This is a genomic window from Variovorax sp. V118 (assembly GCF_041154445.1).
GTDB classification, from domain to species: domain Bacteria; phylum Pseudomonadota; class Gammaproteobacteria; order Burkholderiales; family Burkholderiaceae_C; genus Variovorax; species Variovorax boronicumulans.
On record NZ_AP028663.1, the window covers coordinates 2,005,695 to 2,018,287 of the forward strand.

The window sequence follows — 12,593 nt, forward strand, 5'->3', positions numbered from 1 at the left end:
ATTCTAGCCCGAATAAGAGGCCGCTCAGCGCTTCTCGTACTGCGTCTTGCCAAAAAGGATCTCGCGCGCCTTGTCATCGGTGATGGGGCGGCGCAGGTCGGCCAGCACTTTCACGCCGCGCTGCACGGCGGGGCGCGCGGCGATGCCGTCGAACCAGGCCTTCAGGTGGGGGTAGTCGGTGAGGGTGATGCCCTGGTTCTCCCAGCTGCGCAGCCACGGGAAGATGGCGATGTCGGCAATCGAATAGCTCGTGCCGGCGATGAACTTGTGTTTGGACAGCTGCCGGTCGATCACGCCGTACAGGCGCCGGGCCTCGTTGGTGTAGCGGTCGACGGCATAGGCGATCTTCTCGGGCGCGTAGATGCGGAAGTGATGCGCCTGGCCCAGCATCGGACCGACACCGCCCATCTGGAACATGAGCCACTGCAGCACGTCGTAGCGTTCGCGGTCGCCCTTGGGCAGGAACTTGCCGGTCTTGCCCGCGAGGTACACGAGGATGGCGCCCGATTCGAACAGCGAGATCGGCTGGCCGTCCGGTCCGTCGGGGTCGGTGATGGCGGGGATCTTGTTGTTCGGGCTGATCTTCAGGAACTCGGGCGCGAACTGGTCGCCGGTGCCGATGTTCACCGGGTGCGCGTGGTACGGCAGGCCGCACTCCTCGAGCATGATGTGAATCTTGTGGCCGTTCGGCGTGGGCCAGGAATAGACCTCGATGGGCGATGCGGGCATGTCGCGGGCTCCGGAGTGAGAGGGTTGTGACGGGAGAACGGCAGCATATACACGCGCATCCGGACGCGTGCGGGTGCGGGCATTGGCCGCACGGTCGGCCCGCTCACCCCACCTGCCGCTCGTGCGCGTTGCACCACATCCAGTGCTCGCCGGGCTCGATCGACTGGATCACCGGATGCCCTTCGGCCCGCGCATGCTTCGTGGCATGGCGGTTCTTCGACGAGTCGCAGCAGCCCACATGGCCGCAGTGCACGCACAGGCGCAGGTGCACCCAGGTGTCGCCGGTCTTCAGGCAGTCTTCGCAGCCGCGGGGTGTGTGCGGTTGCGCGACGTCGGCGGGAACGTGTTCGCAAGCTTGAATGGGCATGGGTGTCTCAGGACAAGAAGAATGGGTTCAGGCCACGGCCGAGGCCGACGACAGGTGCTGGTGAATGAGCGCCACCACCGCGGCGCCTTCGCCGATCGCGCCGCCCACGCGCTTGACCGAGCCCGAGCGCACATCGCCCACCGCGAACACGCCCGACACGCTCGATTCGAGCGCCGTGGCCGGACGTGCCGGAAAGCCGCTGCTCGCAGCCGCGCCGGTCAGCACGAAGCCGTGCTTGTCGACCGACACGCCGCAGCCCTCGAGCCATGAGGTCTCGGGCTCCGCGCCGACGAACAGGAAGATGTTGCGCGCGGGGCAGTCGTGCTCCTGGCCCGAGGTGTGGCAGCGCCACGTGGCGCCGGTCAGGCCTTCTTCGGGCGCGCCGTGCAGCCGCACGAGCTCGGTGTGCGGTTGCAGCGAGATGTTGGGCGTGGCCTCGATGCGGTCGATGAGGTAGCGCGACATGCTGGCCGCCAGCGACGGCCCGCGCACCAGCACGTTGACCTTGGCCGCATGCCGCGACAGGAACACCGCCGCCTGGCCGGCCGAGTTGCCGCCGCCCACCAGCGCCACTTCCTGCTGCGCGCAGATCTTGGCTTCGATCGCCGAGGCCCAGTACCAGATGCCGCGGCCTTCGAATTCGGCCAGGCGCGGCACGCCGGGGCGGCGGTAGCGCGCGCCGCTCGCAATGACCACCGTGCGCGCGCTGATCGTGCGGCCGTCGGTGAGCTTCAGCGCGAGGCTCTCCCGCACGTTCTCGCGCGAGCAGTCGAGCGCTGCCACCTGCGCCGGGATCAGCATCTCGACGCCGAACTTCTGCGCCTGCACGAACGCGCGGCCCGCCAGCGCCTGCCCCGAGATGCCGGTCGGAAAGCCCAGGTAGTTCTCGATGCGTGCGCTGGCGCCGGCCTGTCCGCCGAAGGCGCGGCAGTCGAGCACGATCACGCGCAGCCCTTCGGAGGCGGCATACACCGCGGTCGCGAGGCCGGCCGGCCCGGCGCCGACCACGGCCACGTCGTACAGCTCGTCGCGCGCCGCGGTGTCGACCATGCCGAGGCAGCGCGCCAGGCCTTCGTCGCTCGGGTTGACCAACACCGAGCCGTCGGGGCACACGGCCAGCAACTGGTCGGAGCCATATTGGGCGAGCAGTGCGGCGGCATCGGCGTCAGCCGCTGCATCGACCAGGTGATAAGGATGGCCGTTGCGGCGCAGGAAGTTCTCCAGCCGCGCCATCTCGGGCGCATCGGGCCGACCGATCAGCACCGGCCCGGCCGCGCCCGATTCGATCAGCGCCACGCGCCGCAGGATCAGCGCGCGGGTGATGCGCTCGCCCAGGTCGGCCTCGGCCACCAGCAGCGCGCGCAAACGGTCGGGCGGCACGACCAGTGCCTCCACTTCTTCGTCGGCATGGCCGTCGACCAGGGCAGGGCGCCCGCTCAACTGGCCGACCTCGGCAAGGAATTCGCCCGGCCCCTGGCGCGCGATCGGCACCACATGGCCCAGGCCGTCGCGCTGCGTGACGGCGACCACGCCCTTGAGCAGCACGAACATGCCGGCGCCGGTCTCGCCGGCGGTGAACAGTCGTTCGCCGCGCGCAAAGCGCTGCACGCTGCCGAAGCTGGCAATGCGTGCCATCTCGGCGTCATTGAGGACGGGGAAAGTCTGGTGCAGGCGGCTGTTGGCGCCTGGTGCGTCGGTGGCCATGGGGTCGAACTCCGTGTCGCGAATGCCCCGCATTAGACGCCGAAGCGGCGCCAAAGCGACGCTGGCGCGCGTTGTAACAACGTCATGTGTCTGCCACGCCGCTGACATGCCGGTTTCATTGCGCGTGTCCAGACTCGGTCAGCAGAAAGGGATTTCCCATGAAAGAACTGCCGAACCCGACGTTTCCGCTCTCGCAGCTCGGACTGCGCGCAGCCTTGTGGCCCGCACCCGCGGCCGGAACCCCCGCCGTTGCTGCCGCCGCCGCGACCGTCGCCGCACTGGCCACCCGCACGGCGGTGCCCGAGGCGCCGCTGGCCGTCATCGTGCCGCCGGTCGTCGAGGCCAAGCCGGGCATCACGGTGAGCTGGGCGCGTCATCTGGATGACGTGCGCGCCGCGCAACGCCTGCGTCACGACGTGTTCGTCGGCGAGATGGGCGCACGCCTGACCACGCCGCTGGCCGGCCACGACATCGACCTGTTCGACGACTTCTGCGAACACTTGCTGGTGCGCGACGAACTCACGGGCCAGGTCATCGGCACCTACCGCGTGCTGACCCCCGCGCAAGCGCGCCGCGTCGGCAGCACCTACAGCGACACCGAATTCGACCTGACGCGCCTGCGCGACCTGCGCGAGCGCATGGTCGAGCTGGGCCGCAGCTGCGTGCACGCCGAGCACCGCCAGGGCGGCGTGATCCTCGCGCTGTGGGGCGCGCTGGCCGGCTTCATGCACCGCAACAAGCTCGACACCATGATCGGCTGCGCGAGCATTCCGATGTCGCACAACGGCGTGACCAGCGGCGACGCGGCCGCCAGCATCTGGCGCCAGCTCTCGGCCAGCCACCTCGCGCCGATTCAATACCAGGTGCAGCCGCGCCTGCCGCTGCCGGTCGAGCGGCTCGACAGCGCGCTCGACGTGGAACCGCCCGCGCTCATCAAGGGCTACCTGCGCCTGGGCGCCAAGGTGCTCGGCGCACCGGCCTGGGACCCGGACTTCAACACCGCCGATCTGCCGATGCTGATGCGCATCGACGACCTGCCGGCGCGCTACCGCAAGCACTTTCTCGGCGCATGAAGCCGGCGGCCATCCGGCCCGACGCCGGGCCGCACGCTGCTTCGCTGTCGCCGAATGTGTCAGGTTCGCTCTCTGTGGGGCAGGGTGCGTCACGCGAATGTCATGGAACTGTCACGGACGAAGTTGACACTGTCATATTTCAGCCGACGTGTTCTCCCGTGCCGCTTGCTCCAGAATCAGTGCCCATGCCCTCCCTCTCCGCTGACCCGTCACGCGCCGGTGAAGCGTCTTCGTTCGCGTTGCTGGACCGCGACCACAGCATCCTCTCGTTCAACGAGCGCGTGCTCGACTGGGCCCACCGGCCCGAAGTGCCGCTGATCGAACGGCTGCGCTACCTGTGCATCGTGTCGTCGAACCTCGACGAGTTCTTCGAAGTCCGCGCCGCACCGCACCTGAGCGCGGGCAGTGCCGGTGATCGCAAGGGCACCTACACGGTCGAGTCTTTCGAACGCCTGTCCGAAGCGGCCCACACGCTCGTGGCGCGCCAGTACGCGCTGTACAACGACGAGCTGATGCCGACCTTTGCCACGCACGGCATCCACATCGTGTCGCACGGCGAACGCAACCCGGCCCAGCGCAAGTGGGTCAGCGAGTATTTCGAGCGCGAAGTGCGCCCGCTGCTGATCCCCGTGGGGCTCGACCCGGCGCACCCGTTCCCGCAGGTGGCCAACAAGTCGCTGAACTTCATCGTGCGCCTGGGCGGCAAGGACGCCTTCGGCCGCGAGAACCCGATCCAGATCGTCAAGCTGCCGCGCGTGCTGCCGCGCCTGATCAAGATGCCGGCCAAGGTGTCGGACGGCAAGACGTTGTTCGTGGCGCTGTCGAGCGTGGTGCGCGCGCACCTGGCCAGCATGTTCCCGGGCCGCGAGGTGGGCGACTTCTCGCAGTTCCGCGTCACGCGCCACTCCGACCTCGCGGTCGACGAGGAAGACGTCAAGAACCTGCGCACCGCGCTGCGCCAGGGCCTGCAGCACCGCCACTACGGCCAGGCCGTGCGGCTGGAGGTGTCGGCCAGCTGCGCCGAATCGCTCGCGAGCTTCCTGCTGGCGCAGTTCAACCTGCCACCGCAGGCGCTGTACCGCGTGCACGGGCCGGTGAACCTGGCGCGGCTCACGCAGCTCATCGACCTGATCGGCGAGCCGCAGCTGCGCTTTCCTCCGTACGCGCCGTCGTTCCCCGTCACGCTGTCGCCCGCCCAGTCGTTCTTCGAACGGCTGCAGCGCGGCGACGTGCTGATCCACCAGCCCTTCGAAAGCTTCGACGGCGTGCTGGCCTTCCTGCGCGAGTCGGTGCTCGACCCGCAGGTGCTCGCCATCAAGCAGACCATCTACCGCACCGGCGCCGACTCCGAGCTCATGGACCTGCTGCGCGAAGCCGTGCGCCGCGGCAAGGAAGTGACGGTGGTGGTCGAGCTGAAGGCGCGCTTCGACGAAGAGGCCAACATCAACTGGGCCGAAATGCTCGAGTCGATCGGCGCGCAGGTGGTGTATGGCGTGGTGGGCCTGAAGACCCACGCCAAGATGCTGCTGGTGACGCGCCGCGAGGGCAAGCAGCTGCGCCGCTACGGCCACCTGTCCACCGGCAACTACAACCCGCGCACGGCGCGGCTGTACACCGACATCAGCCACCTCACGGCCGACCCGGCGCTCACGGCCGACATGGAGGCCGTGTTCGTGCACATGGCCAGCCAGAGCCGCCTGCCCAAGCTCAACCGCATGTGGCTCGCGCCCTTCGACCTGCACAAGAACCTGGTCGCGCGCATCGATGCGCTCGGACAGGCCGCCGCCAGCGGCGAGCCCACGCGCATCGTCGCCAAGATGAACGCGTTGACCGACGAGGAGATCATCGGCGCGCTCATCCGCGCGGGGCAGAAGGGCGTGAAGATCGACCTCATCGTGCGCGGCGCCTGCACGCTGCCGGCGCAGGTGCCGGGGCTCACCGACAACGTGCGCGTGCGCTCGGTGATCGGGCGTTTCCTCGAGCATTCGCGGGTGTTCTATTTCCGCCATGGCGAAGACGAGTCGCTGTACCTGTCGAGCGCCGACTGGATGAACCGCAACATGATGCGGCGCATCGAGCTGGCCTGGCCCGTGACCGACCCCAACCTGCGCCAGCGCCTCATCGACGAGTGCCTGGTGGCTTACCTGCACGATGGGCGCGACGCCTGGGACCTGGGCGGCGACGGCATCTACCGGCGTGTCGACCATGACACGCACCCCGGCGAGGCGGGTGCGTCCCCCGCGATCGAAGCGCATGGCGCCCAGGCCGCCTTGATGGGCCGCTATGCATCACGAGGAAACCACCGTGATGCGTCCGGCAATTGAAATTGAAGAAGAAGTTCGAAAGACGATGAGCATGGACTTGATCTTCTGGCGTCACGCCGAAGCCGAGGACTGGACCGAAGGGTGTGACGACATGCAGCGCTCGCTCACCCCGCGCGGCGAAAAGCAAGCCAAGCGCATGGCCACCTGGCTCGACCGGCAACTGCCCGACGGCACGCGCATCGTGTGCAGCCCGGCGCGCCGCTGCGAGCAGACCGCGCTGGCACTGGGCCGCAAGTACAAGCTGCGCTCCGAGCTGTCGCCCGACACCACCCCCGACGCACTGCTGGCCGCCACGGGCTGGCCCAACGGCAAGTCGGTGGTGCTGGTGATCGGCCACCAGCCCTCGCTGGGCCAGGCCATCTCGATGCTGCTCGGCCTGAAGCAGGACAGCTGCCCGGTGCGCAAGGGCTCGCTGTGGTGGATCCGCACCCGCGAGCGCGACGGCGACGTGCAGACCGTCGTGGTGACGGTGCAGGCGCCCGAGCTTCTCTAGCTGCTACAGCGGTCCTCCGCTGCGAATACCCCTGCCTGACGCTTGCGGACAGGCGCTTTGTCACGGTCGCGGGCAGAGCTGGCAGGGCGCTTGTCTCCCGGAAAAAGGGGCGAAGCACTCATGCGCGCGCGCGGCGCAATTTCTACAGTGTGACTCCACGGCAGCGTGCTTTTGACGCCGATGCGGGAAAGAAGCGGTGCCGGTCGACCACATCACTGGGGAAGACGCATGAAACCGCTCAACACACTGCCAGGAAGCTTCATGAACATGCTGCGTGCAGACGCGGACATGCGGTTGAAGGCGCTGTTTTTTCTGCTTGTTGCCGCAGCCCTGCTGTCGGGGTGCGCGACGAACACCGCCGCGCCTGTGGCGCCGACCCGTCACGATGTCGCCCGGTCGATCGAGAAGGTCGAGCTCATCTACAACCAGGAAGACCAACTGATCGTCACGGATGGCGGCGGGTCGGGGCTGACGGGCTTCGCAGGGTTTCTGGGACCCCTCGCTGCACTGGTGGCCATCTCCGTCGATACCAACAGCCGACTGACGATGGCCGCCCGGACCGACCAGCGCAGCAAGGAGTTCACGGCCGCGGTGAAGAACAGCGGCGTGACCATGGGGCTCAACAGGCAGTTCGCAGAGCGACTGGCGGCGCGCCTGCGGGACAGTGGCCGCGAGGTGAAGCTGACGCCTTTCTTCCGCGCGACCGGAGAGCACGCGCAGATGCAGGTGCAGGAACTCCAGCCGACGCCCGGCTACAGCACATTGATCTTGCGGATCACGACGTCCTATGGCGCGGCCGATGCGACATCGAGCTTCAAGCCGTACGTCTGGGTGGAGCAGTTGCTCAGGGACGAGAAGCAGTCCGTCGTGGGCCAGACCTTGCAGGTCGCCGACGTGAGCGAGCCGACCTATCTCCTGTACGACGGCCTGCTCAAGGACACCGCAGGCGCTCGCGAAGGGTTGAAGCGCGGGCTCGACCAGATCGTGCAGCCGGCCTATGTCAGCCTGTTCGGGGAAGACGAGCCGCGCAAGGCCAGCGCTGCGGCAGTCACGCAGACGGCCGGCATCGACACGAAGTGAAACGGCTCAGGCGCCGCTGAGTTCCACGCGCCAGTTGCCGGTCTTTTGCCAGGCCAGCACTTCCTCGCGCAGCAGGTGCGCCGACTGCGGATACATCTCGGCCCAGTCGGGCGCGCAGGCGATCGTGAAGGCCCTGGCACCGAGTGCCGCGAGGTTCAGTGCCTGCGGCTCGGGATCGCGGCGCGCGTGGCACAGGATCACCGCCAGGCGCAGCGCCAGCAGCTGCATCACGAAGGTCTCGTCGTCCAGCGAGGCTTCGAGCTTGCGCAGCTTGCCGCGCTGGCCCAGCACCAGCTGGCCGAGGGCGTGCAGTTCGTTCACCGCGAAGCCGGGCGCGTCGGTGTTGTCGAGGATGTAGGCGCCGTGCTTGTGGTAGTCGCTGTGCGAGACCAGCGCGCCGATCTCGTGCAGCTGCGCGGCCCAGCCGAGCTTGCGCAGTGCGCGGCCGGCGCGGCTCGAGGTGCTGCCGCCGCGCGCGACGGGGGCCAGCTGCACGAACAGCGCGGCGGCGGTGTCGCTCACGCGCTTGGCCTGCGCCGGGTCGACCGCGAAGCGGGTGGCGAGCCGCGCCACGGTGGCGCTGCGCATGTCGGCCACGCTCTCGTCGCGTTCGAGCAACTCGTAGAGCACGCCGTGGCGCAGGGCGCCCTGGGCGACCTTCATTTCCTGGATGTCGAGCAGGTCGAACACCGCGCGCAGCACGCTCAGGCCGCCGCCGATCACGGCCTTGCGGTCTTCGCGCATGCCGTCGATGCGCAGCTTGTCGATGCTGCCGGCCTTGAGCAGGCGGTCGAGCAGCCAGTCGAGGCCGTCGCGGGTGACCAGGCCGGCCTCGCCGCCGGCTGCGGCGAGCACGTCGCCCACCGCGCCGATGGTGCCGGAGGCGCCGTAGGCCACGTCCCACTGGTCGCGGGTGTAGCTGGAGAGCGCATCGTCCAGCACGGCCTTGGCTGCCACTTCGGCGGCGCGGAAGGCGGGGGCGGTGAACTGGCCTTCGCCGAAATGCTTCATCGACCAGGCGACGCTGCCCACGCGGTACGACTCCATGCGCTCGGCCTCGAGGGCGTGGCCGATGATCATTTCGGTGGAGCGCCCGCCGATGTCGATGACCAGCCGGCGCTCCTGGTCCGAGGCGTCGGTGTGGGGCAGGTGGTGTGCCACGCCCTGGTAGATCAGGCGGGCTTCTTCCCGGCCCGGGATCACGTCGATGCCGAAGCCCAGGATGGTGCGCGCGCGCAACAGGAACTCTTCGCGGTTGCGCGCTTCGCGCAGGGTCTGGGTGGCCACGGCGCGCACCTGCGAGCGCTTGAAGCCGGCCAGCCGCTCGCCGAAGCGGGCGAGGGCGTCCCAGCCGCGCTGCATGGCCTCGGTCGTGAGGTTGCGGGCGCTGTCCAGGCCGTTGCCCTGGCGCACGGTTTCCTTGAGGTACTCGGTGCGGTGGATCTGTCCGTGGTCGACCTGGCCGATTTCCAGCCTGAAGCTGTTCGAGCCGAGATCGACCGCTGCGAGGCGGGTGCCGTTTTGCATGTTGTAGTGAAGAGGGCGGTTCTCTGATCGTAGCGCCGTGACAGCAGGCGCCGCCTCCCAAGTCACGTCACGGCGAGGGCTGGAGGTTAGGCGGGGTGAATGACGGTTGTGTGACAGCGTCACACACAACAGGGGTGGCGCAGCGGCATTTTCCCTCGACAGAAGGGGTGTCACATCGATGTCACAAAAGCTTTTTAGAGTCCGTTCGAGCCCCCAAAGGGACTACTTCTTACTTCTCAAGGAAGCTTTATGAAAACGACGTTCAAATTTGCAACCGCCGGCCTCGTGACCGCGCTGTTCTCCATTTCCGCCTTCGCACAAGACGTGACCGGCGCCGGCGCCAGCTTCCCCGCACCGCTGTACGCCAAGTGGGCTTCCGACTTCAACAAGGCCACCGGCGTCAAGATCAACTACCAGTCGGTCGGCTCGGGTGCCGGCCTCAAGCAGATCGAAGCCAAGACCGTCGACTTCGGCGCCTCGGACGCTCCCCTGAAGGACGACGAGCTGCAAGCCAAGGGCCTGATGCAGTTCCCCACCGTCATCGGCGGCGTGATCCCCGTGGTGAACATCCCCGGCATCAAGCCGGGCGAGCTGAAGCTCAACGGCCAGGTGCTGGGCGACATCTACCTGGGCAAGATCACCAAGTGGAACGACCCCGCGATCAAGGCTCTGAACGCTTCGCTGGCCCTGCCTGACGCCGCCATCGCCCCGGTCCGCCGCGCCGACGGTTCGGGCACCAGCTTCCTGTTCACCAACTACCTGAGCAAGGTCAACGCCGAGTGGAAGAGCAAGGTCGGCGAAGGCACGGCCGTGAACTGGCCCACTGGTGCGGGTGGCAAGGGCAACGAAGGCGTCGCCGCTTTCGTGAACCGCCTGCCCAACTCGATCGGCTACGTCGAGTACGCCTACGTCAAGCAGAACAAGATGACCTACGCCCAGCTGCAGAACGCTGCCGGCACGTTCGTCTCGCCCGACGACAGCGCCTTCAAGGCCGCCGCCGCCGGTGCCGACTGGAACAAGAGCTTCTACCAGGTGCTGACCAACCAGGCCGGCAAGGATTCGTGGCCCATCACCGGCGCCACCTTCATCCTGATGCACAAGGTGCAGGACAAGCCCGCCAGCGCCACCACCGTGCTGAAGTTCTTCGACTGGGCCTACAAGGGCGGCGACAAGACGGCCGACGAACTCGACTACGTGCCGATGCCTGACGCCGTGAAGGCCACCATCGCCAAGGCATGGGGTGAAGTGAAGGACGCATCGGGCAAGCCGGTCGCGTTCAAGTAAGAAGCAACCCTTCATCCACCCTCCAGGACGGCGCGCCCATGAGCAACTCTTCGCTCCAGGACGCGCCGCTTTCGTCTTTGCCGGAGCGACCCGTGTCATCCACCCTCCCTGCTGCCGCCTCCCTCGACCTTGCGGCCGAGCGCGCGCGCACCTCTGCCGCTCCTCCCCCGCCCGTCAAGGCGGCCCGTTCCGGCCCCATGGCCGACCGCCTCTTCGGCTGGGCCGCCAAGGGCGCCGCGCTGCTGACGCTCGCGATGCTGATCGGCATCCTGTTGTCGCTCGTTGCCGGCGCCTGGCCCGCCATTTCGAAGTACGGCCTCGGCTTCCTCACGAGCAGCGTGTGGGACCCGGTGAAGGACGAGTACGGCGGCCTCGTGATGATCTACGGCACGCTGGCCACCTCGTTCATCGCGCTGGTGATCGCCGTGCCGGTGAGCTTCGGCATTGCGCTGTTCCTGACCGAACTCTCGCCCAACTGGCTCAAGCGCCCGCTGGGCACCGCCATCGAACTGCTGGCTGCCGTGCCGTCCATCGTGTACGGCATGTGGGGCCTGCTGGTCTTCGGCCCCATTCTTTCCACCTGGGTGCAGCAGCCGCTGCAGAAGCTGCTGGCCGGCGTGCCGTACCTCGGTGCCCTGGTGTCCGGCCCGCCCGTGGGCATCGGCATTCTGTCGGCCGGCATCATCCTGGCGATCATGATCATTCCGTTCATCGCCTCGGTGATGCGCGACGTGTTCGAAGTGACGCCCGCGCTGCTCAAGGAGTCGGCCTACGGCCTGGGCTCCACCACCTGGGAAGTCGTCTCCAAGGTCGTGCTGCCCTACACCAAGGCCGGCGTGATCGGCGGCATCATGCTCGGCCTGGGCCGCGCACTGGGCGAGACCATGGCCGTCACGTTCGTGATCGGCAACATGAACCAGCTCAACTCCCTGTCGGTGTTCGAGGCTGCCAACAGCATCACCTCGGCCCTCGCCAATGAATTCGCCGAAGCCGGCGCGGGCCTGCACCAGGCCGCGCTGATGTACCTCGGCCTCGTGCTGTTCTTCATCACCTTCGTCGTGCTGTCGCTCTCGAAGATGCTGCTGGCCCAGATGAAGAAGAGCGAAGGAACCAAGTCGTGAGCACCGCGCAAAACCTGATCAACGCCAAGACCCTGGCAGAGACGCGCCAGGCGAAGTTCGCCGCGCGCAACCGCGTCAACAAGATCGCCCTCACGCTGTCGCTCGCCGCGATGGCGTTCGGCGTGTTCTGGCTCGTGTGGATCCTGTGGGAAACGCTGCGCCAGGGCGTGGGCGGCCTGGCACTCGCCACCTTCACCGAGATGACGCCGCCGCCGAACGAGGCGGGCGGCATCGCCAATGCCATCTTCGGTTCGTTCGTGATGGTGATGCTGGCGACCTTCGTGGGCACGCCCATCGGCATCATGGCCGGCATCTACCTGGCCGAGTACAACCCCAAGGGCCTGCTGGCCTCGATCACGCGCTTCGTCAACGACATCCTGCTGTCGGCGCCCTCGATCGTGATCGGCCTGTTCGTCTACGCGGTGGTGGTGGCCTACTTCAAGACCTTCTCGGGCCTGGCCGGCGCACTGTCGCTGGCGCTCATCGTGATTCCGGTGGTGATCCGCACCACCGAGAACATGCTGCAGCTGGTGCCGCCGGGCCTGCGTGAAGCGGCCTACGCACTGGGCACGCCGAAGTGGAAGGTCATTCTGAGCATCACGCTGCGCGCCGCGCGCGCCGGTGTGGTCACGGGCGTGCTGCTGGCCGTGGCCCGCATCGCCGGCGAAACCGCGCCGCTGCTCTTCACCGCGCTGAACAACCAGTTCTGGACCGCCGACGTGAGCCAGCCGATGGCCAGCCTGCCGGTCACGATCTTCAAGTTCGCCATGAGCCCGTACGAGAACTGGCAACAACTGGCCTGGGCCGGTGTGTTCCTGATCACCGTCGCCGTGCTTGCCCTCAACATCCTGGCGCGCGTGCTGACGCGCAACAAACACTAAATCAAGAAGG

11 protein-coding genes are annotated in these 12,593 nt (G+C 67.7%); 7 read left to right on the top strand and 4 right to left on the bottom strand.

Going from position 1 to position 12,593, the window contains the following annotated elements; translation table 11 throughout:
• Positions 1-24: 24 nt before the first annotated feature.
• The 3 genes from ACAM52_RS09115 to ACAM52_RS09125 all read right to left on the bottom strand — a co-directional run bounded on the left by ACAM52_RS09115 (position 25) and on the right by ACAM52_RS09125 (position 2,800).
• A complete protein-coding gene (locus ACAM52_RS09115; protein WP_369646803.1) occupies positions 25-729 on the bottom strand; it encodes a glutathione binding-like protein in 705 nt (234 codons plus the stop codon).
• A 103-nt stretch (positions 730-832) separates the two neighbouring features.
• A complete protein-coding gene (locus ACAM52_RS09120; RefSeq protein ID WP_369646804.1) occupies positions 833-1,096 on the bottom strand; it encodes a UBP-type zinc finger domain-containing protein in 264 nt (87 codons plus the stop codon).
• A gap of 27 nt (positions 1,097-1,123) precedes the next feature.
• Positions 1,124-2,800, bottom strand: a complete 1,677-nt coding sequence (locus ACAM52_RS09125; RefSeq protein WP_369646805.1) for an FAD-dependent oxidoreductase — start codon at positions 2,798-2,800, stop codon at positions 1,124-1,126.
• Between the two features lie 158 nt (positions 2,801-2,958).
• Between ACAM52_RS09125 and ACAM52_RS09130 the strand changes: the two genes are divergently transcribed.
• From ACAM52_RS09130 to ACAM52_RS09145, 4 genes are all read left to right on the top strand, one after another.
• The gene (locus ACAM52_RS09130) at positions 2,959-3,873 is read left to right on the top strand and encodes a GNAT family N-acetyltransferase (protein ID WP_062473152.1); all 915 of its coding nucleotides are present in this window, start codon (positions 2,959-2,961) and stop codon (positions 3,871-3,873) included.
• Entirely contained in the window at positions 3,870-6,197 is a 2,328-nt protein-coding gene (gene ppk1, locus ACAM52_RS09135; protein WP_369646806.1) for a polyphosphate kinase 1, read from the top strand. The genes ACAM52_RS09130 and ppk1 overlap by 4 nt, the downstream gene beginning before the upstream one ends.
• Positions 6,198-6,228: 31 nt before the next feature.
• Positions 6,229-6,690, top strand: coding sequence for a histidine phosphatase family protein (locus ACAM52_RS09140; protein WP_062473174.1), 462 nt, complete (start codon positions 6,229-6,231; stop codon positions 6,688-6,690).
• 228 nt (positions 6,691-6,918) lie between these two features.
• A complete protein-coding gene (locus tag ACAM52_RS09145) occupies positions 6,919-7,770 on the top strand; it encodes a hypothetical protein (RefSeq protein WP_369646807.1) in 852 nt (283 codons plus the stop codon).
• 6 nt (positions 7,771-7,776) lie between these two features.
• Here the strand turns inward: ACAM52_RS09145 and ACAM52_RS09150 are convergent, their stop codons facing one another.
• Positions 7,777-9,297 (bottom strand): exopolyphosphatase, encoded by a 1,521-nt coding sequence (locus ACAM52_RS09150; protein ID WP_369646808.1) that lies wholly within the window; start codon positions 9,295-9,297, stop codon positions 7,777-7,779.
• A 249-nt stretch (positions 9,298-9,546) separates the two neighbouring features.
• Between ACAM52_RS09150 and pstS the strand changes: the two genes are divergently transcribed.
• From pstS to pstA, 3 genes are read left to right on the top strand one after another with little or no spacing between them, the layout of a single operon-like run.
• Positions 9,547-10,581 carry a phosphate ABC transporter substrate-binding protein PstS gene (pstS, locus tag ACAM52_RS09155; RefSeq protein ID WP_062473144.1) on the top strand — a complete coding sequence of 345 codons (1,035 nt, stop codon included), beginning with the start codon at positions 9,547-9,549 and terminating at the stop codon, positions 10,579-10,581.
• 38 nt (positions 10,582-10,619) lie between these two features.
• On the top strand, positions 10,620-11,702 hold the full coding sequence (gene pstC / locus ACAM52_RS09160) for a phosphate ABC transporter permease subunit PstC (protein ID WP_307586803.1): 1,083 nt from the start codon (positions 10,620-10,622) through the stop codon (positions 11,700-11,702).
• Positions 11,699-12,583: a phosphate ABC transporter permease PstA gene (pstA, locus tag ACAM52_RS09165; RefSeq protein ID WP_095950235.1), complete on the top strand. Its 885-nt coding sequence runs from the start codon at positions 11,699-11,701 to the stop codon at positions 12,581-12,583. The genes pstC and pstA overlap by 4 nt, the downstream gene beginning before the upstream one ends.
• Positions 12,584-12,593 lie beyond the last annotated feature (10 nt).